Below are 26,864 nucleotides of genomic sequence, written 5' to 3' on the forward strand. Positions count from 1 at the left end.
CCCGCGCTACCGGAACAGTAGTCCTGCACTGCTGCCAGTTTTACTTGCTCTGTGTACTTACCCATGACACCCCCAAAGGTTGTGTTCAACCTTTGGGGGTCAGTTCACTCCGCGTGGGAACGATCATGACTACAACGCCAGAGGGGCTCGCTCGCACAATGTGTTCAACGCCTTCGCCCACTGCGGATCATCGTTGAGGCACGGCACCAGCACCAACTCTTCCCCACCCGCTTCGCGGAAAAGCTCCCGCCCACGATCTCCGATCTCTTCCAGCGTCTCAATACAATCGGCAACAAACGCCGGACACATCACCAGCACTTTCTTCACGCCCATCCCCGCCAACTCATCAAGGCGAGCCTCGGTATAGGGCTCAATCCACTTGGCACGGCCCAATCGCGACTGAAACGACACCGACCACTTGCCGTCCGGCAGGCCCATGCGCTTGGCAAACTCTGACGCCGTGCGCAGACATTGGGCGCGGTAACAGGTCGCCATTACTTCTGGCGAAGCGATCTGGCAGCAATTATCGCTTTTAAAGCAATGGTGACCGGTAGGGTCGATCTTGGTCAGGTGCCGCTCCGGCAAACCGTGGAAACTCAACAGCAGGTGATCGTAATCCTGCTGCAAATGCGGCTTGGCGCTGGCCACCAGCGCATCAAGGTATTCCGGCTGATCGTAGAACGGTTGGAGAATCGAGAACTGCACGTCGAGTTTCTTCTCGCGCACTACTCGCCTGGCTTCCTCGATCACCGTGGTCACGGTGCTGTCGGCGAACTGCGGATAAAGCGGCGCGAGGGTGATTCGCTTGTGACCCTGGGCAGCCAGGCGAACCAGCGCCGATTCAATCGACGGCTCGCCATAACGCATGGCCAGCTCCACCGGCCCGTGGGTCCACTGCGCGGTCATGGCCTGTTGCAGGCGACGGCTGAGTACCACCAGCGGCGAGCCCTCCTCCCACCAGATCGAGGCGTAGGCATGGGCCGACTGCTCGGGACGCTTGAACAGGATCAGCGACACCAATAAACGTCGCACCGGCCATGGCAGGTCGATCACATACGGGTCCATCAGAAATTGATTGAGGTAACTGCGCACATCCGCCACCGAGGTAGAGGCCGGTGAGCCCAGGTTGACCAGAAGCAATGCGTGATCGGTCATGCAACGTCCTATTTCAAAGGCGGCTGGAAAAGGTCATCCAGAGCCGCGCGCAAATCAGTGAACTGGAAAGTGAAACCCGCTTCCAGCAAGCGAGCCGGTACAGCCTTCTGGCCGCCCAGCAACAACAATGACAACTCGCCCAGACACACCTTCAACGCCAAGGCTGGCATCGGCATGAACGCCGGACGGTGCAGCACGCTGCCCAACGTCTTGGCAAATTCGCGATTGCGCACCGGTTTGGGTGCGCAGGCATTATAAGGACCGCTGGCGTCTTTCTGATGCAGAAGAAAATCAATCAGGGCGATTTGATCCTTGATATGCACCCACGGCATCCACTGCCGACCATTGCCGATCGGCCCGCCCAGCCCCAGTTTGAATGGCAGCAACAGCCGCGACAAAAAGCCACCCTCGGCGGACAACACCAACCCGGTGCGAATCAGGATCACGCGAATGCCCTGGGCCTCGGCACGCTGAGCGGTTTCTTCCCAGGCGATGCACAACTGACTGGCGAAATCATCGATGACCGGTGGAGACTTCTCGGTCAATTCGCGCTCCCCGCCGTCGCCGTACCAGCCAATGGCAGAGCCCGAAATCAACACCTGCGGTTTCTGCGCGCGGCTTTCGAGCCAGGCCAGCATGGTTTCGGTCAGGGTGATCCGGCTGCTCCACAGCAGCGCTTTACGCTTGGACGTCCATGGCCGGTCGGCAATCGGAGCGCCTGCCAGGTTGATGATTGCATCAACCGTTTCTTGCCCAAGGTCTTCGAACAGTGCGACTCCACGAACTTGCGGGCCGCAAATTTTCGCGACTTTTTCAGGTGTGCGGCTCAAGACCGTCAAGCGATGTCCCTGACTCAACCAGTGTCGGCAGAGCTGACGTCCTATCAAACCAGTACCGCCGGTCAGCAATATGTGCATGACTTCTTCCTCGCGTGGCGTTTTACCTTGATCACTAGTCTATTTTTATAAGCAGGGATCTTTGGTATCGGGCAGTCTCTGTGTTTAACAATAGGCCAAGCTGCCAGAACGAGAACGCTAAAAGTTATACCAAAAAACAATATTGTACAGGTTTAAACCACGGCGTAGTCTGTACAGAAAGGTAAACGAGGCCCCTATGACTGTACCTATCGCAATCATCGGCACCGGCATCGCCGGGCTCTCAGCCGCCCAGGCCCTGACAGAGGCCGGGCATGTCGTTCAACTTTTCGATAAAAGCCACGGCAGTGGCGGGCGTATGTCGAGCAAGCGCAGCGATGCGGGTGCCCTGGACTTGGGCGCGCAATATTTCACCGCCCGCGATCGCCGTTTCGTCACTGAAGTCCAGCGCTGGCAAGCCAATGGCTGGGTCGCTGAATGGACGCCGCAGCTCTACACCTTCCACGGTGGCCAGCTCAACCTGTCGCCGGACGAACAGACTCGCTGGGTGGGTACGCCCCGCATGAGCGCCATTACCCGCGGCCTGCTGGGCGATCTGGAAGTGCATTTCACCTGCCGGATCACCGAGGTCTATCGCGGTGAAGAACACTGGCATCTGCAGGACGCCGAAGGGTTCACCCACGGCCCGTTCAGTCATGTGGTTATTGCCACGCCGGCTCCTCAGGCAACGGCCCTGCTGGCCTCTGCGCCGAAGCTCGCCGGTGCCGCTGCCGGGGTGAAAATGGAACCGACCTGGGCGATCGCGCTGGCTTTTGAAACACCGCTGGATACCCCCATGGAAGGCTGCTTCGTACAAGACAGCCCGCTCGACTGGCTGGCTCGCAACCGCAGCAAACCGGGGCGCGACGACACGCTCGACACTTGGGTATTGCACGCGACCAGTCTCTGGAGCCGGCAGCATATCGACCTGCCCAAGGAAGCGGTGATCGAGCAATTGCACGGCGCTTTCGCCGAACTGCTGCACAGCGCCATGCCTGCCCCGACCTTCAGCCTCGCCCATCGCTGGCTCTACGCCCGACCCGCCAGCAGTCATGAATGGGGCGTCTTGGCTGATGCCGACCTGGGCCTATATGTATGTGGCGACTGGTGCCTTTCCGGCCGCGTCGAAGGCGCCTGGCTCAGCGGCCAGGAAGCTGCCCGCCGCTTGCACGAGCACCTTCAGTAAACGCATCGACTCGCTGCTGTCGAAATAGACAGCAGCCCACCCGCAAAACCGCGAACAGCATTTTTTGGTCACCGGGCTGTTCGGCGATCTCACCGCCCATAAAACTTATACAAATAATTTGACTTGTATACCTTTGAATCTATGATCAAGTGATGTTGTACAGAACCAATATTCTGTACAGGTCTGGATTCGAGGTGTTCCGATGCCCCACGCCGCCGCAAAACCCAAAATCGCTATCAGTGCCTGCCTGATGGGGGCTGAAGTGCGCTTCAACGGCGGGCACAAGGAGTCACGGCTGTGCAGCCGCACCCTCGCTGACTACTTCGACTTCATCCCGGTCTGTCCAGAAGTCGCCATTGGCCTCGGCATTCCTCGCGAACCGATCCGCCTGGTGGGCGATCCCGAACAACCCAAAGCCGTCGGCACAGTTGATCCTGCGATCAACGTCACCCAACCGCTGGCCGAGTACGGTCAGAAAATGGCGGCACAGCTGAGCGATATCTGCGGCTACATCTTTATGCAGAAATCCCCTTCCTGTGGCCTGGAACGGGTAAAGGTCTACCGCGCCAACGGCGCACCGGTGGACGGCGGTGGCCGTGGCATTTATGCCCGGGCCTTCTGTGCGCTGCATCCGGATTTGCCAGTAGAAGAAGATGGCCGCCTCAACGACCCGGTGCTGCGCGAGAACTTCCTTACCCGTGTATTCGCCTACAGCGCCTGGCAGCAGTTGTTGCAAGAAGGCCTGACCCGGCGCGGCCTCACGGATTTTCACTCGCGCTACAAATACCTGCTGATGGCGCATAACCCGGTGCAATACAAAACGCTGGGCAACTTGCTGGGCAACATGGGCCAGACCGACCCCTGCGAACTCGGACGACGCTATTTCAGCGAGCTGATGGCCGCCCTGAAAAAATGCGCCACACGCCGCACCCACACCAACGTCTTGCTACACATCAGCGGCTATCTCAAGCTAGCCATCAGCGCTGAAGACAAACAGGAAGTGCAACACGTCATCGGCCAGTACCGACTCGGCATCGTGCCGCTGGTGGTGCCGCTGACCCTGCTCAAGCATTACTTCCGTCAACACCCGGATCCGTACATTGCGCAACAGGTCTACCTGCAGCCGCATCCGGAAAATCTCAGCCTGCGAAACGCGATCTAATGACAATCTGATGAAAAGCCCACTCGACACCAGCGCCAGCGAAGACCTCGGCGACGGCTTCAAGAAAGCCCTCGACGAAGGCTGGCTGCCGATCCGTGAAGTCGCCCGACAGACCGGCGTCAACGCCGTCACCTTGCGCGCCTGGGAACGGCGTTACGGCCTGATCGTGCCGCAACGCACGCCCAAGGGCCACCGGCTGTTTTGCGCCGAACACGTACAACGCATCCTGACGATCCTCACCTGGCTCAACCGCGGCGTGGCCGTCAGCCAGGTCAAGCAACTGCTCGACACCCCGCAGGCCTTTACCGAACCCGTCGAAAACGATTGGCAGGTGCTGCGCAATACACTGCTGCAAGCGGTCACTCAACTGACCGAACGCATCCTCGATGACACCGTCAATCAGGCGATGGCGCTCTACCCGCCGCGAATTTTGTGCGAACAACTGCTGATGCCGTTGCTGGCGGATCTGGAAAAACGCTGGCAGGGCCAGTTCGGCGCGCAGATGGAGAGGGTATTTTTTTACTCGTGGCTGCGTAGCAAATTTGGCGCTCGCATCTACCATAACAACCGACAGTTGCGCAGCGCGCCGCTGCTGTTGATCAATCACTCGGATCTGCCACTGGAACCTCACCTGTGGCTCACCGCGTGGCTGATCAGCACTGCCGACTGCCCGGTGGAAGTCTTCGACTGGCCACTGCCCGCCGGCGAACTTGCGCTGGCAATTGATCACCTGCAAGCGCGCGCAGTACTGCTGTATTCCAGTAAAGCCATAAACCTTTCGCAATTGCCGAAACTTTTGAATGGTATCAGTTGCCCAAAAATTATTGCCGGACCAACGGTGTGCATCCACCACACCGAATTATCCGCGAGAACTACCGATATCACTGATTTGTTCCTGGCCGAAGATCCTTTATCGGCACATCGGAGCCTGATTCAGTGCGGGCTAATTTAATGGTGCATTTTTAATGATCGTGCGGACACCACCATGCAATTGATCTGGCTGCGCAGCGACTTGCGCCTACACGACAACACTGCCCTCTCGGCCGCCGCAGCCCGCGCCCCGACGGTGGCGGTGTATTTGTTGAGCCCGCAACAATGGCTGGAACACGATGACGCCTCGTGCAAAGTGGACTTCTGGCTGCGCAATCTGAGTGAACTGCGCAACGCACTGGGCAAACTGAACATTCCCCTGCTGATCCGCAAGGCGCCACGCTGGGAAGAAGCACCCAGGGTTTTGCTCGATCTTTGCCAGCAGCTGAAAATAGACGCGGTGCACGTCAATGACGAATACGGCATTCATGAAACCCGACGTGATGCGGCAGTTGCCAAAGTGCTGAAGGCCGAGGGCATCGACTTTCACCGCTACCTGGATCAGCTGCTGTTCAAGCCTGGCACGGTGTTGACCAGGACAGGCACGTACTTCCAGGTCTTCAGCCAGTTCCGCAAGGTCTGTTACGAACGCCTGCACCGCTCATTACCGGGTCTGGTGATCGCCCCTATGGTCCAAGCGCCGTTGAACATCGACAGCGACGAAATCCCCTCAACCGTTGAGGGTTTCGAAACGCCCAGCGATAGCCTGCGTGCCCTCTGGCCGGCCGGTGAGGACTGCGCTCATCGTCGCCTCGAGACGTTCGCCGATGCCCACATCGACTACTACAAAAGCGAGCGGGATTTCCCGGCCAAACCTGGCACCAGTCAGCTCTCCGCCTATCTCGCTGCGGGCGTCCTTTCTCCTCGCCAATGCCTGCATGCCGCGCTGCAAAGCAATCAGGGCGAGTTCGAAAGCGGCAAAGTCGGCGCCGTCACCTGGATCAACGAACTGCTTTGGCGCGAGTTCTACAAACACATTCTGGTGGGTTACCCACGGGTCTCCCGTCACCGCGCCTTCCGCCCGGAAACCGAAGCCCTGGCCTGGCGCGACGCCCCCGAGGAACTCGCAGCCTGGCAGCAGGCCCGTACCGGTTTGCCGATTATCGATGCAGCCATGCGCCAGTTGCTCGAAACCGGCTGGATGCACAACCGCCTGCGCATGGTGGTGGCGATGTTCCTGACCAAGAACCTGCTGATTGACTGGCGCGAAGGCGAGCGCTTTTTCATGCGTCATCTGATCGATGGCGACCTCGCGGCAAACAACGGCGGCTGGCAATGGAGTGCCTCCACCGGCACCGATTCGGCGCCCTACTTCCGGATTTTCAACCCGCTTAGCCAGTCGGAAAAATTCGACAGCGAAGGGCTGTTTATCAAACACTGGCTGCCGGAACTGGCCGGGCTGAGCAAAAAAGAAGTGCACAACCCGGCGAATCTCAGCGGGCTGTTCGGCGTAGCGGATTATCCGTCGCCGATCGTCAACCTGAGTACCTCCCGCGCGCGCGCGCTGGCCGCGTTCAAGAGCCTGGCGTCGCGACAGAATGCCGGAGGGGGCTATGAGTAATTGCCTCCAGGACTACTACGTCATAAACATTTACCCGTATTGGGTCGGGCGATTGCCTGATTGAAAGGGAGATCGGGATGAGTCTTACACCTCCACGGCGCTATTGGCTGACAGGCGCGAGCAACGGCATTGGTGCTGCGCTGGCAGAAGAAATACTGAAAACCGGGGCCCACCTGGCCGTCAGTTCGCGTTCGGCGGCGCCAATGAAAATCTTGTCCCTGCGCTATCCGGGGCAAGTACTGGTGGTGGCCGGCGATCTGACCAATAGCCAGACCGTGCGTGAAATCGGCGAGCAGATTGCCAAGGACTGGGGCTCCCTGGACACTTTGATTCTCAACGCTGGCACCTGCGAATACGTTGATGCCAAGCAGTTCGACTCCTCTATCGTCGAGCACGTGGTACGCACCAACCTGCTTGCCAGCAGCTATTGCATTGAAGCGGCCTTGCCGTTGCTGCGGGCTGGCACTGCGCCGCATCTGGTGGGTGTCGCCAGCTCGGTGACCTACCTGCCGCTACCGCGGGCCGAAGCTCATGGTGCCTCGAAGCCCGGGCTGCGTTATCTGTTCGAGTCCCTGCGCACTGATCTGCGCTGCGAAGGGATCGATGTCACCGTGGTCAGCCCAGGGTTTGTCGACACTCCACTGTCCGCGAAAAACGACTTCTCGATTCCTCTCAGCTGGCCGGTGGATAAAGCCGCGAGGCATCTCTTCGACCAACTCAAAAACCGTCCGCCGGTGATCGCATTGCCGGGGATGTTCATGGCCACTCTCTGGCCGCTGTCGAAAATGCCTGACAGCGTGAAACTGACGATAGGCAAGCGGATAGTGCGCAGAAATCCGCCAATCATGGATCTGCCGTAAAACTCGCCATTGCGGACAGTGGCATCTCGGGGCTGACCAGTGCCTGCCTGTTTAATCGCAGCCACGAGATAATCCTGTTCGAAACCTGCGACTGAGCGTCCGTCAGGCCTTTCACACACCTGCGGTCCACTGCCTTACACTGCGTACCATGAAAACCATTCCCCACACGCAAATCGCCGCACCTGTGGTTACCTGCTCGACCTGCGCAGCCTGTTGCTGCCAGCTCGAAGTCATGCTGATCACGGACACTGGCGTGCCCGAACGCTTCATCGATACCGATGATTGGGGTGGGGAAGTCATGCTGCGACTGGATGATGGCTGGTGTGCCGCGCTGGATCGCAACACCATGATGTGCACCATCTACGAAAAACGCCCGCTGATTTGCCGGGAATTCGAGATGGGCGCACCGGAATGCATCGACGAGCGCCAGGGGATTACTACGGCGTATCGCTGAATTCAAACCAACGAAGATCTAATGTGGGAGCAGGCTCGCTCCCACATTTAGAAGCGCCTACAACGGCATCGTGTAATGCAGCGCGTAACTCTCTACACCGTTGTTCGGACTGCTGAGCCCGGCATTGGAATAGTGCGTCGCACGAATCCCGACTTCATGTCCGCCCGCAAAGCGCAGACCAAACCCGAACCGGTCTTCAAACTGGAAGGCACTGCCGAGTTGGTTGTTTTCGACTTCTGTATTGGCGAACACCGCGACGCCAACCCCCAACTCCACGTAGGGTTTTACAGTCTGCCCGGAAAATTCGTAAACCAGTACTGGCGAAAAGGACAGGCTGTGGTTGCTGGACGCCTCGTCGCCTTCCCAATAGGTGTAGGCACCGGTCCAGTAACCGGTCAAACGGCCGACATCACTCTGCAACCAGCTCTTGTCCCAATCGAATTGCATGCCCAGTCGATAGGTCATGGTCGACTCGCTGGTCTGGCCGACCGCGAACTCCACGCCTGCCGCCTGCGCGGTAAAATTTTGCCCCATCAGTGCGGCCGCAATCGCGGCCAAGCAGAATAGTCGCTTCATTAGAAACATCCTTTTCCGAACGATTTCGTATGGTTTTTTTGTTGCTTAACGCTATAGAAGTCGACGCTTAATCAGAAGTTCACCCCAATTATTCGTTTACCCCAGGATTTTTTTACTTCTTGAAGCTTTGCACATCGCCAGCGGTGTTCCACAGTATCGGCAAAATATTTCTGAAATGCTCCGGATCGGAACTCGTCCAGAACTGCGCAGCACGTGCTGGCCCCTCAGCGAGCAATTCACGCTCGGCCAACAGACGCTGAAGTTGCCGTGCTACAGCGGCGCCGGTGTCAATCAAACTGATGTCATCGGGGATCATCTGCTTAAGCAGCGGCTTTAGGAAGGGGTAATGCGTGCAGCCAAGAATTATCGTGTCACACCCGGCGCCGAGCAGCGGTTCGATATACCGGGCAAGCAATTGGCGCAGGGCAGGACTGTGCAGATCGCCGTTTTCAATCAGTTCCACCAGGCCGGGACACGGCTGAGTGATGACGCGCACATCGGTGGCGAAACGGTCGAGCAACGCGGCGAACTTGGCACTCTGCAAAGTGCCGGTGGTGGCGAGTACGCCGACCACACCGCTGCGAGTGGCGGCAGCGGCCGGTTTGACTGCCGGCTCCATGCCGACAATGGGCCACTCGGGATAATCACGCCGCAAATTGGCGACGCCGGCCACGGTGGCCGTGTTGCAGGCCAGCACCAACGCCTTGGCGCCCTGCTGCTGAAAAAAATCGGCGATCACGCTGCAACGCTGCTGAATAAATTCGGGGGTTTTCTCGCCGTAGGGAATATTCCCGCAATCGGCGACGTACAACAGAGACTCGTTGGGCAGCAAGCGCTGGATCTCGGCCAGCACCGACAGCCCCCCGACGCCGGAATCGAACACGCCAATCGGCGCTTCACGCATGGGCCGTACCACAGACGCTGCAACCCGGATCACGCTTGACCCGTAATTCACGGAAGCGCGTGCCCAAGGCATCGATCAACAGCAGACGCCCCACCAGCGGTTCACCGAAACCTGCCAACAGCTTCATCGCTTCCAGCGCCTGAAGACTGCCAACCAGCCCCACCAGCGGACCGACAACACCGGCTTCGCTGCAGGTCAGCTCGGCTTCGCTGCCGTGCCCATATAAACAGTGGTAGCACGGACTCTCCGGACGACGCGGGTCGAACACCGACAACTGCCCTTCGAGGCGAATCGCCGCACCGCTGACCAAAGGCTTACGGGCAGTAACACACGCGGCGTTGACCGCTTCGCGGGTGGAGAAATTATCGGAACAGTCCAGCACCAGATCCACTGCGGCCACGACGGCGGCCAGGGAGTCTTCGTCCAGTGCCGCGCGATGGGCGATCAATTGAATCTCGGGGTTGATCGCGCTCAAACGGCGGATTGCCGAATCGACCTTGCTCACACCGACGCTGTCGATGTCATGAATGATCTGGCGTTGCAGGTTGGTCAGGTCGACGGTGTCGAAGTCCGCCAAATGCAATTCGCCGACGCCGGCAGCGGCCAGGTAAAGCGCAACCGGTGAACCGAGACCGCCAAGACCGACGATCAGTACACGGCTTTCTTTGAGTCGCAACTGGCCGTCGATGTCGACGTGCTGCAACAGAATCTGCCGACTGTAGCGCAACAATTCCTGATCATTCAGCACGGCAATCGTCCCAGGCTGATACGTTCGTGACCGCCCAGATCGGTGCGGCTGTGGACTTCTTCAAAACCACGGGTCAGCAGCAAATCGCGCACCGAGGCGGCTTGATCGTAACCGTGTTCGAGCATCAACCAGCCGCTCGCTTCAAGGTAATCCGGCGCCTGGGCGACGATCAAACGCAGATCGTCGAGCCCGTCGATACCGGCCACCAAGGCACTGGCCGGCTCGAAGCGTACATCGCCTTCCACCAGATGCGGATCGGCGCTGGCGATATAGGGTGGGTTGCTGATGATCAGTTGAAAACGCTGACCTTCCAGCGCGCTGAACCAATGGCTGCTCAGCACGGTGGCGTTATTGAGATGCAGGCGCTGGCGATTGCGTTCGGCCAGGGCCACGGCTTCCAGCACGCGATCCACGGCGGTGACCTTCCAGGCCGGACGTTCGCTGGCCAGGGCCAGGGCAATGGCGCCGCTGCCGGTGCCCAAATCAAGAACCCTGGCCGGTGTGGCTGGCAGCAACTCAAGCGCGGCTTCGACCAGCAACTCGGTGTCCGGGCGCGGGATCAGCGTGTGCGGCGCGACTTCCAGATCGAGCTTCCAGAAACCTTGCTGGCCAAGAATGTAGGCCACCGGTTCGCCGCCGCGACGGCGTTGCAAATAGCTGGCAAAGGTCAGCGCCGCTTCGCTCGGCACGATGCGCTCGGGCCAGGTGTGCAGGAAACTGCGGGACTTGCCCAACGCCGCCGCCAGTAACAATTCGGCATCCAGGCGCGCGGTGGGCGAGTCGGGCAAATCGGCGGCGCGCAACAAACTGGCAATGATCGTCATTTACTCACCTATCGCAGCCAATTGGTCGGCCTGGTATTCGGCCAGCAACGGCTCGATCACCGCATCGACGCCACCCGCGAGAATCTCGTCGAGGGAATACAGCGTCAGGTTAACCCGGTGGTCGGTGACCCGCCCTTGGGCAAAGTTGTACGTGCGGATCCGTTCGGAGCGATCGCCCGAGCCCACCAACAACTTACGCTCGCTGGCAATGGCATTGGCGGCGGCGCTGGTCTGCTGATCGTTGAGCTTGGCCGACAGCCAGGACATCGCCCGGGCGCGGTTTTTGTGCTGGGAACGCTCTTCCTGACACTCGACAACAATACCGGACGGCAAGTGCGTGATGCGGATCGCCGAGTCAGTCTTGTTGACGTGCTGACCACCGGCACCCGAGGATTTATAGGTATCGATACGCAAATCCGAGGGGTTGATCTCGATCACTTCCTGCTCGTCCGGCTCGGGCAACACCGCCACGGTGCAGGCCGAGGTGTGGATGCGCCCCTGGGATTCAGTGGCCGGAACCCGTTGCACGCGATGCGCACCGGATTCGAATTTCAGCTTGCCATAGACGTTGTCGCCTTCGACCCGGGCGATGACTTCTTTAAAGCCACCGTGTTCACCGATGTTCTCCGAGAGGATCTCCACCCGCCAGCCACGCCGTTCGGCGTAACGCGAATACATGCGGAACAGGTCGCCAGAGAAAATCGCCGCCTCGTCACCACCGGTGCCGGCGCGGATTTCGAGGAACACGTTGCGGCCGTCGTTCGGGTCCTTGGGCAGCAGCATGCGTTGCAGGCTGGCTTCGATTTCGATCAGTTGCTCTTTGGCTTCGCGGACTTCTTCCACGGCCATTTCGCGCATGTCCGGGTCGCTGTCCTTGAGCAGTGCCTGGGCGCCTTCGAGATCGCCTTGCACCTTGAGCAACTGTTTATAGGTCTCGACAATCGGCTCGACTTCCGCGTACTCCTTGGAATAGGTGCGGAATTTGTTCTGATCGGAAATGACTTCGCCGTCGCCAAGCAAGGCGGTCAATTCCTCGAAACGGTCCTGGAGGATGTCCAGCTTATTGAGCAGTGACGCTTTCATTGCGGTTTTTTATCCGAAAAGCTATCCGATGAGCCCTCACCGAGGGCAAAGAGTTCCTGGGCCATGGCCAGTGCATCGAGGCGACCTTCGGCAGAGAGCTTTTTCAACTGCACGCTCGGTGCGTGCAAGAGTTTGTTGGTCAAGCCCCGCGCCAGTTGCACCAGCACGTCTTCGGCGCTGCTGCCGTTGGCCAGCATGCGCTGGGCCTTCTGCAATTCTTCGTCGCGCATGCGCTCACTTTGTTGGCGATAGGCCTTGAGCACATCCACCGCCGCCAGCTCACGCAGGCGAACCATGAAATCTTCGGCGCCGATCGAGACCATCTCTTCGGCCGCCTGGGCTGCACCCTGACGGCTCTTGAGGTTCTCGGCGACAACTTCGTGAAGATCGTCGACGCTATAAAGGTAAACGTCGTCCAGTTCGCCGACTTCAGGCTCGATATCCCGAGGGACGGCGATATCGACCATGAAAATCGGTTTGTGCTTGCGCAGTTTCAGGGCACTTTCTACAGCGCCCTTGCCCAGGATCGGCAACTGGCTGGCCGTGGAGCTGATGACGATGTCGCTGCGCACCAGTTCTGCCGGGATCTCCGAGAGCAACACCGCATGGGCGCCGAACTGCTCGGCCAGGATGCTTGCGCGCTCCAGTGTCCGGTTGGCGACCACGATGCGCTTCACACCCAATTCGTGCAGATGGCGGGCGACCAGGGTGATGGTCTCGCCGGCACCGATCAGCAAGGCCTGGCTGCGTTGCAGGTCGCTGAAAATCTGTTTCGCCAGGCTGACCGCGGCAAACGCCACGGACACCGGGTTCTCGCCGATGGCGGTATCGGTGCGCACTTGCTTGGCGGCGTTGAACGTCGCTTGAAACAAACGCCCGAGCAGCGGACCGATGGTGCCGGCCTCGCGGGCCACGGCGTAGGCCGATTTCATCTGGCCGAGAATCTGCGGTTCGCCCAACACCAGCGAATCGAGCCCGGAGGCCACCCGCATCATGTGACGAACGGCCGCATCATCTTCGTGCACATAAGCGCTCGCGCGCAGCTCTTCGAGGCTCAAATGGTGATAATCGGCCAGCCAGCGCAGGATGACGTCCGCCGAAAGGTGATCCTGTTCTATATAGAGTTCACTGCGATTGCAGGTGGAGAGGATCGCAGCTTCGCGGCTGTCGGTGAGTCGGCAGAGCTGTTGCAAGGCCTCCACCAGTTGCTCAGGGGTAAAGGCCACGCGCTCGCGGACGTCTACTGAAGCAGTCTTGTGGTTAATACCGAGTGCAAGAAAGGCCATTCAAGGTCGCTGATGGTGACGTGAAGCCGGCAATTGTCCTACTTCGCCTCTGCCAGAACAACTACCGCTGACTATTGTCCCAATGACCTGCCTCTATAAAGGCATCGATTGAGACTCGGTTATGTTTGGCTGAAGGCTTGTGTCATGATGATCCGACCGCAGGTTAGTCGTCCTCTTCCTATATGAATAGATCTTCCGCGTTGCTCCTCGCTTTTGTCTTCCTCAGCGGCTGCCAGGCCTTGGCACCCGTTTCGTCGGACGGTACGTCGCCGGTTGAAGACAGCACTCCGGCCCCTGAAAAGCCCAAGGTTTACAGCTCATTCAGTGAAGAAACCGTCTTCAGCCTGTTGAGCGCCGAACTGGCTGGCCAACGCAATCGTTTCGACATTGCCTTGGACAACTACGTGACCCAGGCCATCAATACCCAGGATCCGGGCATCTCCGAGCGGGCGTTTCGCATCGCCGAGTATCTGGGCGCCGATCAGGCCGCTCTGGATACCGCGCTGATCTGGGCAAAAAACGCCCCGGACGACCTCGAGGCGCAACGCGCGGCTGCCGTGCAACTGGCTCGCGCCGGGCGCTATGACGACTCCATGGTCTATATGGAGAAAGTCCTGCAAGGCAAGGGCGACACGCATTTCGACTTCCTCGTCCTGTCCGCGGCCGATACCGACCAGGACACGCGCAATGGCCTGATGAAAAGTTTTGACCGTTTGTTGCAGCGCCATCCGAACAACAGCCAGCTGATTTTCGGCAAGGCCTTGCTGCTGCAACAGGACGGTGACTCCAAAGGCGCATTGACCTTGCTGGAAGACAATCCGCCGGACGAGGGCGAAATCGCACCGATCCTGCTGCGCGCGCGCATGCTGCAAACGCTCGATCGCGGCGATGAGGCCTTGCCGCTGCTGCAAAAAAGCATCAAGAAATACCCGGACGACAAACGCCTGCGCCTGACCTACGCGCGCATGCTGGTTGAACAGGACCGCATGGACGACGCCAAAGCCGAGTTCTCGAGCCTGGTTCAGCAGTATCCGGAAGACGACGAACTGCGTTATTCCCTGGCGCTGGTCTGCCTGGAGGCCAAGGCCTGGGACGAGGCCAAGGGTTACCTGGAAGACCTGATCACCCGGGAAAGCCACGTCGATTCGGCACACCTCAACCTTGGCCGTATCGCTGAAGAGCGCAACGACCCTCAGGGCGCGCTTATCGAGTACGCCCAGGTCGGTGCGGGCAACGATTACCTGCCAGCGCAATTACGCCAGGCCGATATCCTGATGAACAACGGCAAGACCGCCGAAGCCCAAAGCCGTCTGGCAGCAGAGCGCGATGAGCAGCCCGATTACGTGATTCAGTTGTATTTGATCGAAGCCGAAACCCTGTCCGCCAACAAACAGGGCGACAAAGCCTGGAAAGTATTGCAGCAAGCCTTGCAGCAATACCCGGACGATCTGAATCTGCTCTACACCCGGGCGATGCTGGCGGAAAAACGCAATGACCTGGCGCAGATGGAAAAAGACCTGCGACAGATCATCAAGCGCGACCCGGACAACGCGATGGCCTTGAACGCCCTCGGCTACACCTTGTCCGACCGTACAACGCGTTACGCCGAAGCCAAGGCCCTGATCGAACAGGCACACCAGATCAATCCGGAAGACCCGGCGGTACTCGACAGCCTCGGCTGGGTGCACTTCCGTCTGGGCAACCTCGATGAGGCCGAACGTTACTTGCGCCAGGCCCTGGAGCGCTTTCCCGATCAGGAAGTCGCCGCTCACCTGGGTGAAGTTCTGTGGGCCAATGGCAAACAACGCGAAGCCAGGCAAATCTGGAGCAAGTTCCTCAAGGAACAGCCCGACAGCCCTATCCTGCGCAGCACCATCAAGCGCCTGACCGGATCAGAGACTCTTTAAGATTATGTTTTTGCGCCACATCATCGTTTTCAGTTTCATCGCCCTGCTCGCCGGTTGCGCCGGCTTCGGCGCCCGCGAATCGGTCCAGGGCAAAGGCGACCCGGCCCAATGGCGCCAGTACAAACAGCAATTGACCCTCCTCGATGGCTGGCAGATCAACGGCAAAATAGGCATTCGCGCCCCGAAAGACTCGGGCAGCGGCACCTTGTTCTGGCTGCAGCGACAGGATTATTACGACATCCGCCTTTCCGGCCCCTTGGGTCGCGGCGCAGCACGCCTGACCGGTCGCCCCGGCAAGGTCTCGCTGGAAGTCGCCAACCAGGGTCGCTATGAAGCGCCGACGCCTGAAGTGCTGGTCGAAGAACAACTGGGCTGGAAGTTACCGGTGTCCAATCTGGCCTGGTGGGTTCGCGGGCTCCCGGCGCCAGACAGCAAAAGCCGCCTGACACTGGACGCCGACAGCCGCCTGGCCAACCTGGAACAGGATGGCTGGCAGGTCGAATACCTCAGCTATGCCGAGCAAAACGGCTTTTGGTTGCCCGAGCGGATCAAACTGCATGGCACCGACCTTGATGTCACGCTGGTGATCAAGGAATGGCAACCTCGCAAATTGGGGCAGTAAACATGACCGCCCCTCGTTTGACGCTGCCCTCCCCGGCCAAACTCAATTTGATGCTGCACATCCTCGGACGCCGTGAAGACGGTTATCACGAGTTGCAGACGATTTTTCAGTTTCTCGACTATGGCGATGAAATCACCTTCGCTGTCCGCGATGACGGCGTGATTCGTTTGCACACCGAATTCGATGGCGTTCCTCACGACAGCAATCTGATCGTCAAAGCCGCGAAAAAACTTCAGGAGCAATCCGGTTGTCTGCTCGGTATCGATATCTGGATCGAAAAAATTCTGCCCATGGGCGGCGGTATCGGTGGCGGCAGTTCAAATGCCGCGACGACATTGTTGGGTCTCAATCATCTCTGGCAACTGGGCTGGAATGAGGATCGGCTAGCGGTTCTGGGCCTGACACTTGGCGCCGACGTCCCGGTTTTCGTGCGTGGCCACGCTGCTTTTGCCGAAGGCGTGGGGGAGAAACTGACCCCCGTAGACCCCGAAGAACCGTGGTATCTCGTGCTTGTGCCGCAAGTATCTGTAAGTACAGCAGAAATTTTTTCAGATCCGTTGTTGACACGTAACTCTTCTCCCATTAAAGTGCGCCCCGTTCCCAAGGGAAACAGTCGAAATGACTGCTTACCGGTGGTAGCAAGGCGTTACCCAGATATACGTAACGCATTGAATTTGTTAGGTAAATTTACCGAAGCAAAACTCACCGGAACTGGAAGTTGTGTGTTTGGGGGCTTCCCAAGCAAAGCTGAAGCTGATAAAGTCTCGGCCCTTCTTACAGAGACCCTTACAGGGTTTGTAGCAAAGGGAAGCAACGTTTCGATGTTGCATCGCAAGCTGCAAAGTCTGCTCTAAAGGAACCGATTACTGGGTAATCGTTGCAACAGATACAGGGGCGTCGCCAAGCGGTAAGGCAGCAGGTTTTGATCCTGCCATGCGTTGGTTCGAATCCAGCCGCCCCTGCCATTTTCTATACTCATCCAGGTTACCCTCAGCCTCTAGGTACTGCGCGTGTCCAAGATGATGGTCTTTACGGGGAACGCTAACCCCGATCTGGCTCGGCGTGTTGTACGTCAGCTGCATATCCCTCTCGGTGACATCTCTGTCGGTAAGTTCTCCGACGGCGAAATTACTGCCGAGATCAATGAAAACGTCCGCGGTAAAGATGTCTTCATTATTCAGCCGACTTGCGCTCCGACCAACGATAACCTGATGGAACTGGTAGTGATGGCTGATGCCTTCCGCCGCTCCTCGGCTACTCGTATCACTGCTGTTATTCCTTACTTTGGTTATGCCCGTCAGGATCGCCGTCCGCGTTCCGCACGTGTGGCTATCAGCGCGAAAGTCGTTGCTGACATGCTTACCGTAGTCGGCATCGACCGTGTTCTCACGGTTGATCTGCATGCTGACCAAATCCAGGGTTTCTTCGATATTCCGGTAGATAACATCTACGGCTCCCCGGTATTGGTGGATGACATTGAAGATCAGCGCTTCGAAAACCTGATGATCGTTTCCCCGGACATTGGCGGCGTCGTGCGTGCACGTGCTGTTGCCAAATCCCTGGGCGTGGATCTCGGGATCATCGACAAACGCCGTGAGAAAGCCAATCACTCTGAAGTGATGCATATCATCGGTGATGTCGAAGGGCGTACCTGTATTCTGGTCGATGACATGGTCGATACCGCCGGCACTCTGTGCCACGCGGCCAAGGCCCTGAAAGAGCATGGCGCTGCCAAGGTTTTCGCCTACTGCACACACCCTGTGCTGTCCGGTCGGGCGATCGAAAACATTGAAAATTCCATGCTGGACGAATTGGTGGTGACTAACACCATCCCGTTGTCCGCTGCTGCTCAAGCCTGCTCGCGTATCCGTCAACTGGATATCGCGCCGGTTGTTGCCGAAGCGGTCCGCCGCATCAGCAATGAAGAATCGATCAGCGCGATGTTCCGTTAAGGCCCTGCCCTTCTCGAACATCTCGTTGACGAAAAGCGCCCCGCCCCGGCATTCCTGTCGGGGCGGGGCTTTTTTGCCCATATCGCCTTTAGCGCTGGTCGCAACCGCTGGGGCGAATGTGGTTATTTTGGAGATACAACATGAACGATTTTACTCTGAATGCTGAAGTGCGTTCCGACCTGGGGAAAGGTGCGAGCCGCCGCCTGCGTCGTCTCGCAAGCCTGGTACCTGCTGTAGTTTACGGTGGCGAAAAAGCCCCTGAATCCATCAGCATGCTGGCTAAAGAAGTTGCCAAACTGCTCGAAAACGAAGCGGCTTACAGCCACATCATCGAGCTGAACGTTGGCGGCACCAAGCAAAACGTAATCATCAAAGCTCTGCAGCGTCACCCGGCTAAAGGCCACGTGATGCACGCTGACTTCGTACGCGTTGTAGCTGGCCAGAAACTGACCGCTATCGTGCCTGTACACTTCGTTGGCGAAGAAGCTCCGATCAAGAAAGGCGGCGAAGTTTCGCACGTTGTTGCTGAAATCGAAGTGACCTGCCTGCCAAAAGACCTGCCTGAATTCATCGAAGTCGACCTGGCTAACGCCGAAGTCGGTTCGATCATTCACCTGTCTGACCTCAAAGCCCCTAAAGGCGTTGAGTTTGTTGCTCTGGCACACGGTGATGACAAGGCTGTTGCCAACGTCCACGCTCCACGTGTTGCTCCAGAAGCTACTACTGAAGAAGGCGCAGCAGAGTAATTTGACTCTGTTCGCCGGAGTGACCGGTAACATCGCGGACTAGAGCGTAGCGAGAAAGCGGGCGAGAACGCGGAGTTTACATAATGGTAAATGAGCACTTGTCGTCCACTTTCGCCGCACACAACTGTCGCGGCGATGTTATCCACCACTCCAAGAAAGGGCCCCTATCGTGACTGCCATCAAACTGATCGTTGGCCTGGGAAATCCAGGCGCTGAATACGAACAGACCCGGCATAACGCAGGGGCCCTTTTTGTTGAGCGCATCGCGAACGCACAAGGCGTAAACCTTGTGGCGGATCGCAAATATTTCGGCCTGACCGGGCGTTATTCGCATCAGGGTCAGGATGTTCGTCTGTTGATTCCCACCACGTACATGAACCGCAGCGGCCAAGCCGTGGCGGCACTCGCCGGTTTCTTCCGCATCACGCCTGAAGAAATCCTCGTGGCGCACGACGAACTCGACCTGCCACCCGGCGTTGCCAAGCTCAAACAAGGCGGCGGCCATGGCGGTCACAACGGGTTGCGCGACATCATTGCGCAACTGGGCAATCAGAATACCTTTTACCGCTTGCGGCTTGGCATTGGCCACCCGGGCGTTGCCAGTATGGTTTCAAATTTCGTCCTGGGTCGTGCGCCACGCGCCGAACAGGAAAAACTCGATGCCAGCATCGACTTTGCCCTCGGCGTGCTGCCGGATATCCTCGCCGGTGAATGGAACCGCGCGATGAAAAACCTGCACAGCCAGAAGGCCTGACTCACTCCTCGGGGAAAAAATCATGGGATTCAATTGCGGCATCGTCGGCCTGCCTAACGTCGGCAAGTCCACCCTATTCAACGCCCTGACCAAATCCGGGATCGCGGCCGAGAACTTCCCCTTCTGCACCATCGAGCCAAACACTGGCATCGTGCCAATGCCGGATCCGCGCCTGGAAGCCCTGGCGGCCATCGTCAATCCGAAGCGTATCCTGCCAACCACCATGGAATTCGTCGACATCGCTGGCCTGGTTGCCGGCGCCTCGAAAGGTGAAGGCCTGGGCAACAAGTTCCTCGCCAACATCCGCGAGACCGATGCCATCGCTCACGTGGTCCGCTGCTTTGAAGACGAGAACGTAATTCACGTCTCCAACAGCGTCGACCCGAAACGCGACATCGAGATCATCGACCTCGAACTGATCTTCGCCGACCTCGACAGCTGCGAGAAGCAACTGCAGAAAGTCGCTCGCAACGCCAAGGGTGGTGACAAGGACGCCGTGGTCCAGAAAGGTCTGCTGGAGCAACTGATCGCTCACTTCACCCTCGGCAAGCCTGCGCGTACGCTGATGAAAACCATGGGCGCCGACGACAAAGCGGTGATTCGTGGTTTCCACCTGCTGACCACCAAGCCGGTCATGTACATCGCCAACGTCGCTGAAGACGGTTTCGAGAACAACCCGCTGCTGGACATCGTCAAAGCCATCGCCGAAGAAGAAGGCGCCATGGTAGTTCCGGTCTGCAACAAGATCGAAGCCGAAATCGCCGAACTGGATGACGGCGAAGAGAAAGACATGTTCCTCGAAGCCCTGGGTCTCGAAGAACCTGGCTTGAACCGCGTCATCCGCGCCGGTTACGAAATGCTGCACCTGCAGACCTACTTCACCGCCGGTGTCGAAGAAGTCCGCGCCTGGACCGTCCGCGTCGGTGCTACCGCACCACAAGCCGCCGGCGTGATCCACACCGACTTCGAAAAAGGCTTCATCCGCGCCGAAGTCATCGCCTATGACGACTTCATCCAGTACAAGGGCGAAGCCGGCACCAAAGAAGCCGGTAAATGGCGCTTGGAAGGCAAGGACTACATCGTTAAAGATGGCGACGTGATGCACTTCCGTTTCAACGTCTAAGTTTCAAGACGAAGCACCCGCCCAAGAAAAAGCCGCGTTTAGACGCGGCTTTTTTGTGCCTGAAATAATCATCCGCCACACCATCGAACCAATGTGGATTCAGGCCTTTTTGGTTCTCGGCAGGAAGATCGCCAGCACACCCAACAACGGCAGGAACGAACACAGGAAGTACACGTATTCGATACCGTGAACGTCCGCCAGATACCCGAGCAACGCCGCACCAATCCCGCCAAAGCCGAACATCAATCCGAAGAACACCCCGGCAATCATCCCGACATTGCCCGGCACCAGTTCCTGGGCATACACCACGATCGCCGAAAACGCTGACGCCAGGATGAAGCCGATCACGACGCTGAGGATGCTGGTCCAGAACAGATCAACGTGAGGCAGGATCAGGGTGAACGGTGCGACGCCAAGAATCGAGAACCAGATCACCGCCTTACGCCCGATTTTGTCGCCGATCGGCCCACCGAAGAACGTCCCCGCCGCTACCGCTCCGAGAAACAGAAACAGGTGCAACTGCGAACTCGCCACCGACAGGTCGAATTTCTCGATCAGGTAAAAGGTGAAGTAGCTGGTGAAGCTGGCCATGTAGAAATACTTGGAGAACACCAGCAATCCGAGCACCACCAGTGCACTGATCACCCGGTTCTTCGACAAGCCATGCGTCGCCGCCTGACCTTGCTTGAGCTTGAACAGGCTCAAGTGATTGGCGTACCAGCGGCTGATCCGATAGAGCACGAACAACGCAAACACGGCAAACAGCCCAAACCAGGCGACATGACCCTGGCCGAAAGGAATGATGATCGCCGCAGCCAGCAACGGACCGAAGGCCGAACCCGCATTACCACCGACTTGAAAGGTCGATTGCGCCAGGCCAAAACGCCCGCCCGAGGCCAGTCGCGCCACGCGAGAAGCTTCCGGGTGAAAGGTTGAGGAGCCGATACCGATCAACCCCGCCGCCAGCAGAATCAACGGGAAGGTGCCGACCACCGACATCATCAAAATGCCGATCAGTGTGCAAACCGTCCCGGCCGGCAGCAGCCAGGGTTTGGGATGGCGATCCGTGTGGTAACCGACCCATGGCTGCAACAGCGAAGCCGTCAGCTGGAATGTCAGGGTGATCAAACCAACCTCGGTAAATGTCAGGCCATAGTTGGCCTTGAGCATCGGATAAATCGACGGCAGTACCGACTGGATCAGGTCATTAATCAGATGCGCCAGCGCCACTGCGCCGATGATGCGCATGACCAGAGGGCTGCTTTGTGAAGTCGCGGGTGCCGACGTCGCGCCGGCCTGAACATTGCTGATAGCCATGAGAATTTCCGTACAGCAGATGGGTGCACACGTGCAGGTGCGTCAATGTGCCATTTTTCAGTGCAGCAGCGCCATCCCCTTAGCCTGCTAACGACCCCGATTTTCATCGCCGAAACGGTGATAGCGCAACGCCATGGTCTGAATCTTGCCTTGCTAATGCCCTTCAACGCGGCCCCTTACAAAGGGGACCGAGAATGGGAAGTTTCGCCACAGAGTCGGCCTACAGAGCTGACGAGGGTGAACTTTCGAGGCCTTTTATGGGGGCACAAGTCGCGGGCGCAACGGCCCCGACGCACGCCGATGGTGCGTGGTGTCCAGAGGAGTCATGGGGCATGCAGGCTTTTTTATCACCGGGGATCGGGTTGCTGGGGCGTTTTGGCTTCGCACGCAAATTTCAGCTGTTGTTCTTGCTGTTTATCCTGCCGCTGGCGGGCAGCCTGTTGATGATCGGTCAGGACTATCGCGACAAACTGAACCTGATCTCCGGCGAACGTGCCGGCGTTCGTCAACTGCTCGCCCTGGATGCGCTAGATAACTTGCTCGCCGCCCAGCGTGACCGCGCGGCTCGTTGGCGCGCGACGGAAACCAATCGCCAACCAACACCGGCCACGCTCGCGGCGATGGCCGCGTTTGATGCGGTTCAGCCCGCCGTTACCCAAGCCACTTCGGATCTGGGCAATGCGCTGCAAACCGAAGGTGCGGAAGGCGAAACCCTGGCCCGTTATCAAGCGCTGCAAACCGCCCTCAACGGCCTCGACTCGAAAAGTCTGAGCGGTGTCGGCTGGTGGCCGGATGGTTATGATCGTTTCACCAACGCCTTAAGCGCCCTGCAAGCCTTGCGCGAGCAGATCGCCATGGACAATCGCCTGACCCTCGCGCCGTGGCTGGAAACTTATCTGCTAACCCAGATATCTACACAGCACGCGCCGGACCTGATCGAACGGGTTGGTCGTCTGGCCAGCGTCGGCCAGGCATCGGTGGTGTCCGGCCAATTCACCCTGCAAAGCCGTCTGCAGTTGCGCGACCTGCGCAGCCGTATCGGCGACGCCCGGGAGCAGCTGGTAAAAACCGCCAGCCGGCTCGAAGCGCGCCTACCCAGCGCCTTACAAGCCTGGGCCGGGCAATATCACGACAGCCTCAAGCACCTCGATGCCGAGTTGAAAGTCCTTGATGACGGTGTGTTCGGCGGCAGCATCAAGCTCAAGCCGGAAGAGTTCGAACGCAGCCTGGACGCCCTGCTCACTGACCTGGCCTCGCTGCGCCAGCAATCGCTGGTGTCGCTGGATCAACGTCTGGATTACTACCACGGCTCGGCGATTCGCCAGTTCATCGTGGTGGCGACGATCTTCGGCTGCCTGCTGCTGGCTGCGCTGTACTTGTTCATCTGTTTGCAGGCCTCGATCCGTCGCAGCGCCAGCGGCATCACTGTGCTGGCCGAAGCATTGCGCGACGGCAACCTGAGCCTGCAAGTGCCGGTGCAAGGCCGCGACGAACTGGCCGCCATCAGCACCGCCCTCAACGTCGCCGTGGTGCAACTGCGCAACAGCCTGCTGGGGGTCGATCACGAAACCTTGCAGCTGAGCAACGCAGTACGCACGCTCAACCATCACTCCAGCGGTGCCTTGGGCGAAGTCGAAGCCCAGCAATTGCAGATCAGTCAGATCGCCGCGGCGGCCACGCAATTGGCCGCGACCTCTCAAGGTGTCGCTCAGAGTTGCGAACAGGCTTCTGGCAGCGCTCAGCACACCCAACGCATCGCCGCCGACAGCAGCCGTGACAGCCAGCGTACGACAGCGAGCATTCAGCAGCTCAATCAACGCTTGAACGACACCGCCGCGGCACTGGGCCGCGTCAGTGAGCAAGGGCAGCAGATTCAGTTGGTGGTGGACACCATTCGCGGGGTCGCCGAACAGACGAACCTGTTGGCGCTCAATGCCGCCATCGAGGCCGCTCGCGCTGGCGAACAAGGTCGCGGCTTTGCCGTGGTAGCCGATGAAGTGCGCAGCCTGTCGCAACGCACCCAGTCTTCTACCGCGCAGATCGCCGGCACGGTCGACAGCCTGCGCAACACGGTGAACGAAGCGGTGAGCCTGATGGAAGCCGCCTGCGGCCAGGCTCAGTCCGATGCCCAGGCCGTCACAGGCCTCGGTGAACGCCTGGGGGAAATTGCCAGCGCCGTGCAGAGCGTCACCGATACCCTGGCGCAGATCGCCACAGCGGTGGACGAGCAAGCGACCACCGCCGACGAGGTCAGCGGCAATATCCAGCAAGTCGATCAGGCGGCGGTACGCTTGCTCGAAGGCGCGCGGGCGGTGAACCTCGCGGCAGACACTCTGAGCCAGGGCAGTAAGGCCTTGAGTGCCAATACCGGGAGATTTCAGCTCAGTTGACGCCCTCCTCTGATCCGTTTTTTTGGGTCAGGTGGATAAGCGGTTGAAAGCGTAGAGAAATATTTTAGATTTACGCTTGACACATCTCAGTTACGAGCCAATAATGCGCGCCACTTGGCTACATAGCTCAGTTGGTTAGAGCATAGCATTCATAATGCTGGGGTCCGGGGTTCAAGTCCCTGTGTAGCCACCAAGTACCTGTTTACAGATGTCTCCATGAGTCTCTAAGCAACCTCAAGAAGCCCGCCTAGTGCGGGCTTTCTTGTTTCTGGCTATATCTCCTTATCTATCCCTATATCTTCCCTTCGTGTATCCCGTCGTGCACCTTGGAAAATAATTGAAACTAAGGGGTGATAAAACGCCGCCCTTTGGCCGATACCGTACTCGCCACCCTTGAGCCAGAGGCCAAGGAATACCGGGAACTGGACGGCAACGCCCTGTACCTGCGGGTACGAAGCCAGGAAGGCCGCAGAGATCGAAGCGACCAACATCCCGCCGGGTCAACGGAACTCGAAGAGTTCGAAGTGCAGATTAGCTTTCGGAATCCGGTTGATATCCATCAGATCATGCACTTTGGTCAATAAGCCTTTGGGACCGCAAAAACTTACGTGAATTTTGTGTGGTTCGGTTTGAGCCACCGCTTGACGCAAGGTTTCGGCCAACTGTTCGATTCCACCAACATTACGAACAAATTGTGCCCCACGCATCTTGGTCATGGTTTGCAACTCGTCCGGCGGTGGGAACGCGCGCGAGGGCGTGAAGCAATAGACCAGAGTCGCTTTTTCGAAGTCTTTAGCGTCTGGATCTTGCAACCAGGAAATGAAGGGAGAAATACCCACACCTGCGCCGATCCAGATTTCCCGCTCGGCCTCAGAAGCGCGTTTAAAACGTCCGTAAGGGGCATATATAGTGGCGCGCATTCCGATTGTTGCGCACTCGCAGAGCTTTTTGGTGTAATCCCCCAGCCCTCTGATCATGAACGCAATCGGCCCATTCGGCCCATTGGCGCTAGCAATCGTGAAGGGATGTGGCTCCCGCAGGCCTTTTTGCTGCATTGCCAGAAACGCGAACTGCCCGGCTTTGAAGTCAAAGCCTTTATGAATGGGCTCCAGTTTTAAATGCAGCGCATCATTTTCTTTATTCACGGCTGTCACACGGTACTCGCCCGCACGGGCAACAAATGGATAGAGCACTAGTTTGTAGACAGCGGCGAGCACACCTAATCCGCAGAACAGCGTCAACCAGATACCAGAAGGACTGAGCAGGGTGATCGGCGATTTGAAGCTGAGCCAATGCAAGATCACGATCAGGAACAATGGGCCGGACAGCTTGTGCCACCATCGCCATAGGCTGTAAGGAATGTTGCGGTTCAGCGCCAGTAGCACTATCAGACCCAGTGCGACATAGCTCAACTGGCGTACCAGTCGCGTCCAGTATTTTGGCAGTTCCAGGATAGGTACGCTGTTCCAAACATCCAGATTCGCCTTGAATACAAAGTGATACGTAGCAAACACGAGCGCCCATATGCCTAGCCATTTGTGCGACTCATAGACGCGATCCAGGCCGCCAAACAGATTCTCAACTACACCCCAGCGACTGGCCAGCAGGCAGGCAGCAGCCATGTAAATCAGTGCGCTAGTCCCGAGTGCCAGGCTAAGGGTTGCCGACGTCAGCCAAGTATCGATAGGTATTTCAATCAGCAGCGCCAGTGTGGTAATCAGCAAGATGCCGAGTATGCAGTGCGAGGCTTTCAACGCGAGTGCTCCAATCATTAATTCGGTGCTGTAAGACTGAATCTCACCGACCTTGGATATTTCAGGGGCTCCCGACTCTAGCAAATTACAGAAATAGGTATATGACCTCGATCATAATCAGAGCGCAAATTCAAACGAATCCGTTCGTACATACAACCACTTACTACACTTGGCATTCCGACTGGCTTCCTGATCACTTTAACCAACCTCTTTGCTTTTTTGGTGGGCAACTGCATCGACGTAATAACCCTGTGTCTCCTATTGGTCGATTCTGTTAAAACAGTCGGCCATAGTTCCACGCCAAAAAAGCACGACAGCTCCGCACCGGCAGAATGGGGTGGTGAAATACCGGGTCATCCAATCCTTAGCGCGCCAAGAAATACTAGACAGGCCCTGGACGGATTTCCGTCGACAGATGCCGCTAAAATCACTGGCAGCCCAAGCACTGCGCCCTCAGGCGGATCAATCTCCAAAAGTGATGAGCCAGGCAATCGAGCCAATTCCGGCTGGATCTCCATAGGGCAAATCGAGCCGATCATCCGACAGCTCAAATCTGATTCACCCTCATTTTGTGGGCGTCTCGATCAGAGAGCGAAAAAGGGTAAAAATGGCCCAGCAGCGAGCACCGTGTATCCCCTGGTGTATCCCTAACTAATGACCACCCACAAAAACCCTTTAAATACAGCAATTTCAGAAACCAGTTCAAATGACTGTGT

24 protein-coding genes and 2 tRNA genes are annotated in these 26,864 nt (G+C 58.1%); 16 read left to right on the plus strand and 10 right to left on the minus strand.

What is annotated here, in order from left to right:
* Positions 1-129: 129 nt before the first annotated feature.
* Both hemH and FQ185_RS28060 read right to left on the minus strand, forming a co-directional pair.
* Entirely contained in the window at positions 130-1,155 is a 1,026-nt protein-coding gene (gene hemH / locus FQ185_RS28055) for a ferrochelatase (protein ID WP_149420272.1), read from the minus strand.
* Between the two features lie 8 nt (positions 1,156-1,163).
* Entirely contained in the window at positions 1,164-2,072 is a 909-nt protein-coding gene (locus FQ185_RS28060) for a TIGR01777 family oxidoreductase (protein WP_149420273.1), read from the minus strand.
* A gap of 196 nt (positions 2,073-2,268) precedes the next feature.
* On the opposite strand from FQ185_RS28060, the gene FQ185_RS28065 reads away from it, so the two are divergent.
* The 6 genes from FQ185_RS28065 (at position 2,269) to FQ185_RS28090 (ending at position 8,162) form a co-directional block, all read left to right on the plus strand.
* Entirely contained in the window at positions 2,269-3,255 is a 987-nt protein-coding gene (locus FQ185_RS28065; protein ID WP_149420274.1) for an NAD(P)/FAD-dependent oxidoreductase, read from the plus strand.
* 202 nt (positions 3,256-3,457) lie between these two features.
* Positions 3,458-4,417, plus strand: coding sequence for a DUF523 and DUF1722 domain-containing protein (locus tag FQ185_RS28070; protein WP_149420275.1), 960 nt, complete (start codon positions 3,458-3,460; stop codon positions 4,415-4,417).
* 10 nt (positions 4,418-4,427) lie between these two features.
* Positions 4,428-5,369, plus strand: coding sequence for a MerR family transcriptional regulator (locus FQ185_RS28075; protein WP_149420276.1), 942 nt, complete (start codon positions 4,428-4,430; stop codon positions 5,367-5,369).
* A gap of 33 nt (positions 5,370-5,402) precedes the next feature.
* Entirely contained in the window at positions 5,403-6,848 is a 1,446-nt protein-coding gene (gene phrB / locus FQ185_RS28080) for a deoxyribodipyrimidine photo-lyase (RefSeq protein WP_149420277.1), read from the plus strand.
* Positions 6,849-6,925: 77 nt separating this feature from the next.
* The gene (locus FQ185_RS28085; protein WP_149420278.1) at positions 6,926-7,708 is read left to right on the plus strand and encodes an SDR family oxidoreductase; all 783 of its coding nucleotides are present in this window, start codon (positions 6,926-6,928) and stop codon (positions 7,706-7,708) included.
* 148 nt (positions 7,709-7,856) lie between these two features.
* Positions 7,857-8,162 carry a YkgJ family cysteine cluster protein gene (locus FQ185_RS28090; protein ID WP_149420279.1) on the plus strand — a complete coding sequence of 102 codons (306 nt, stop codon included), beginning with the start codon at positions 7,857-7,859 and terminating at the stop codon, positions 8,160-8,162.
* 57 nt (positions 8,163-8,219) lie between these two features.
* Here the strand turns inward: FQ185_RS28090 and FQ185_RS28095 are convergent, their stop codons facing one another.
* The 6 genes from FQ185_RS28095 to hemA all read right to left on the minus strand — a co-directional run bounded on the left by FQ185_RS28095 (position 8,220) and on the right by hemA (position 13,583).
* The gene (locus tag FQ185_RS28095; protein ID WP_149420280.1) at positions 8,220-8,738 is read right to left on the minus strand and encodes an acyloxyacyl hydrolase; all 519 of its coding nucleotides are present in this window, start codon (positions 8,736-8,738) and stop codon (positions 8,220-8,222) included.
* 112 nt (positions 8,739-8,850) lie between these two features.
* A complete protein-coding gene (gene murI / locus FQ185_RS28100) occupies positions 8,851-9,642 on the minus strand; it encodes a glutamate racemase (RefSeq protein ID WP_149420281.1) in 792 nt (263 codons plus the stop codon).
* The gene (locus FQ185_RS28105) at positions 9,635-10,390 is read right to left on the minus strand and encodes a molybdopterin-synthase adenylyltransferase MoeB (protein ID WP_149420282.1); all 756 of its coding nucleotides are present in this window, start codon (positions 10,388-10,390) and stop codon (positions 9,635-9,637) included. The genes murI and FQ185_RS28105 overlap by 8 nt, the downstream gene beginning before the upstream one ends.
* Complete coding sequence (gene prmC, locus FQ185_RS28110) at positions 10,384-11,214, minus strand: peptide chain release factor N(5)-glutamine methyltransferase (protein ID WP_149420283.1); 831 nt, start codon at positions 11,212-11,214, stop codon at positions 10,384-10,386. Before prmC ends, FQ185_RS28105 begins: the two co-directional genes overlap by 7 nt.
* Positions 11,215-12,297 (minus strand): peptide chain release factor 1, encoded by a 1,083-nt coding sequence (prfA, locus tag FQ185_RS28115; protein ID WP_149420284.1) that lies wholly within the window; start codon positions 12,295-12,297, stop codon positions 11,215-11,217.
* A complete protein-coding gene (hemA, locus tag FQ185_RS28120) occupies positions 12,294-13,583 on the minus strand; it encodes a glutamyl-tRNA reductase (protein ID WP_149420285.1) in 1,290 nt (429 codons plus the stop codon). Before hemA ends, prfA begins: the two co-directional genes overlap by 4 nt.
* 182 nt (positions 13,584-13,765) lie before the next feature.
* Here hemA and FQ185_RS28125 point away from each other — a divergent pair, with 182 nt between their 5' ends.
* The 8 genes from FQ185_RS28125 (at position 13,766) to ychF (ending at position 20,687) form a co-directional block, all read left to right on the plus strand.
* The gene (locus FQ185_RS28125; RefSeq protein WP_149420286.1) at positions 13,766-15,490 is read left to right on the plus strand and encodes a tetratricopeptide repeat protein; all 1,725 of its coding nucleotides are present in this window, start codon (positions 13,766-13,768) and stop codon (positions 15,488-15,490) included.
* Between the two features lie 4 nt (positions 15,491-15,494).
* Positions 15,495-16,112 carry a lipoprotein insertase outer membrane protein LolB gene (lolB, locus tag FQ185_RS28130; protein WP_149420287.1) on the plus strand — a complete coding sequence of 206 codons (618 nt, stop codon included), beginning with the start codon at positions 15,495-15,497 and terminating at the stop codon, positions 16,110-16,112.
* A gap of 2 nt (positions 16,113-16,114) precedes the next feature.
* Positions 16,115-16,966, plus strand: coding sequence for a 4-(cytidine 5'-diphospho)-2-C-methyl-D-erythritol kinase (gene ispE / locus FQ185_RS28135; RefSeq protein WP_149420311.1), 852 nt, complete (start codon positions 16,115-16,117; stop codon positions 16,964-16,966).
* 36 nt (positions 16,967-17,002) lie between these two features.
* Positions 17,003-17,077: transfer RNA gene (locus FQ185_RS28140), tRNA-Gln, on the plus strand.
* Between the two features lie 45 nt (positions 17,078-17,122).
* Positions 17,123-18,064 (plus strand): ribose-phosphate pyrophosphokinase, encoded by a 942-nt coding sequence (locus FQ185_RS28145; protein ID WP_003208392.1) that lies wholly within the window; start codon positions 17,123-17,125, stop codon positions 18,062-18,064.
* Positions 18,065-18,204: 140 nt separating this feature from the next.
* On the plus strand, positions 18,205-18,810 hold the full coding sequence (locus FQ185_RS28150; RefSeq protein WP_149420288.1) for a 50S ribosomal protein L25/general stress protein Ctc: 606 nt from the start codon (positions 18,205-18,207) through the stop codon (positions 18,808-18,810).
* A gap of 169 nt (positions 18,811-18,979) precedes the next feature.
* Positions 18,980-19,564 carry an aminoacyl-tRNA hydrolase gene (gene pth / locus FQ185_RS28155; protein ID WP_010458286.1) on the plus strand — a complete coding sequence of 195 codons (585 nt, stop codon included), beginning with the start codon at positions 18,980-18,982 and terminating at the stop codon, positions 19,562-19,564.
* A gap of 22 nt (positions 19,565-19,586) precedes the next feature.
* The gene (ychF, locus tag FQ185_RS28160; RefSeq protein ID WP_064675906.1) at positions 19,587-20,687 is read left to right on the plus strand and encodes a redox-regulated ATPase YchF; all 1,101 of its coding nucleotides are present in this window, start codon (positions 19,587-19,589) and stop codon (positions 20,685-20,687) included.
* A 99-nt stretch (positions 20,688-20,786) separates the two neighbouring features.
* Here the strand turns inward: ychF and FQ185_RS28165 are convergent, their stop codons facing one another.
* The gene (locus FQ185_RS28165; protein WP_149420289.1) at positions 20,787-22,004 is read right to left on the minus strand and encodes an MFS transporter; all 1,218 of its coding nucleotides are present in this window, start codon (positions 22,002-22,004) and stop codon (positions 20,787-20,789) included.
* A gap of 854 nt (positions 22,005-22,858) precedes the next feature.
* On the opposite strand from FQ185_RS28165, the gene FQ185_RS28170 reads away from it, so the two are divergent.
* Together FQ185_RS28170 and FQ185_RS28175 are read left to right on the plus strand one after the other, a co-directional pair.
* Positions 22,859-24,394, plus strand: coding sequence for a methyl-accepting chemotaxis protein (locus FQ185_RS28170; RefSeq protein WP_371926705.1), 1,536 nt, complete (start codon positions 22,859-22,861; stop codon positions 24,392-24,394).
* Positions 24,395-24,510: 116 nt separating this feature from the next.
* Positions 24,511-24,587: transfer RNA gene (locus FQ185_RS28175), tRNA-Met, on the plus strand.
* Between the two features lie 307 nt (positions 24,588-24,894).
* Here FQ185_RS28175 and FQ185_RS28185 read toward each other — a convergent pair.
* Positions 24,895-26,148, minus strand: coding sequence for a ferric reductase-like transmembrane domain-containing protein (locus FQ185_RS28185; RefSeq protein WP_149420291.1), 1,254 nt, complete (start codon positions 26,146-26,148; stop codon positions 24,895-24,897).
* Positions 26,149-26,864 lie beyond the last annotated feature (716 nt).

This window comes from Pseudomonas sp. ANT_H12B, from assembly GCF_008369325.1.
Classification (GTDB): domain Bacteria; phylum Pseudomonadota; class Gammaproteobacteria; order Pseudomonadales; family Pseudomonadaceae; genus Aquipseudomonas.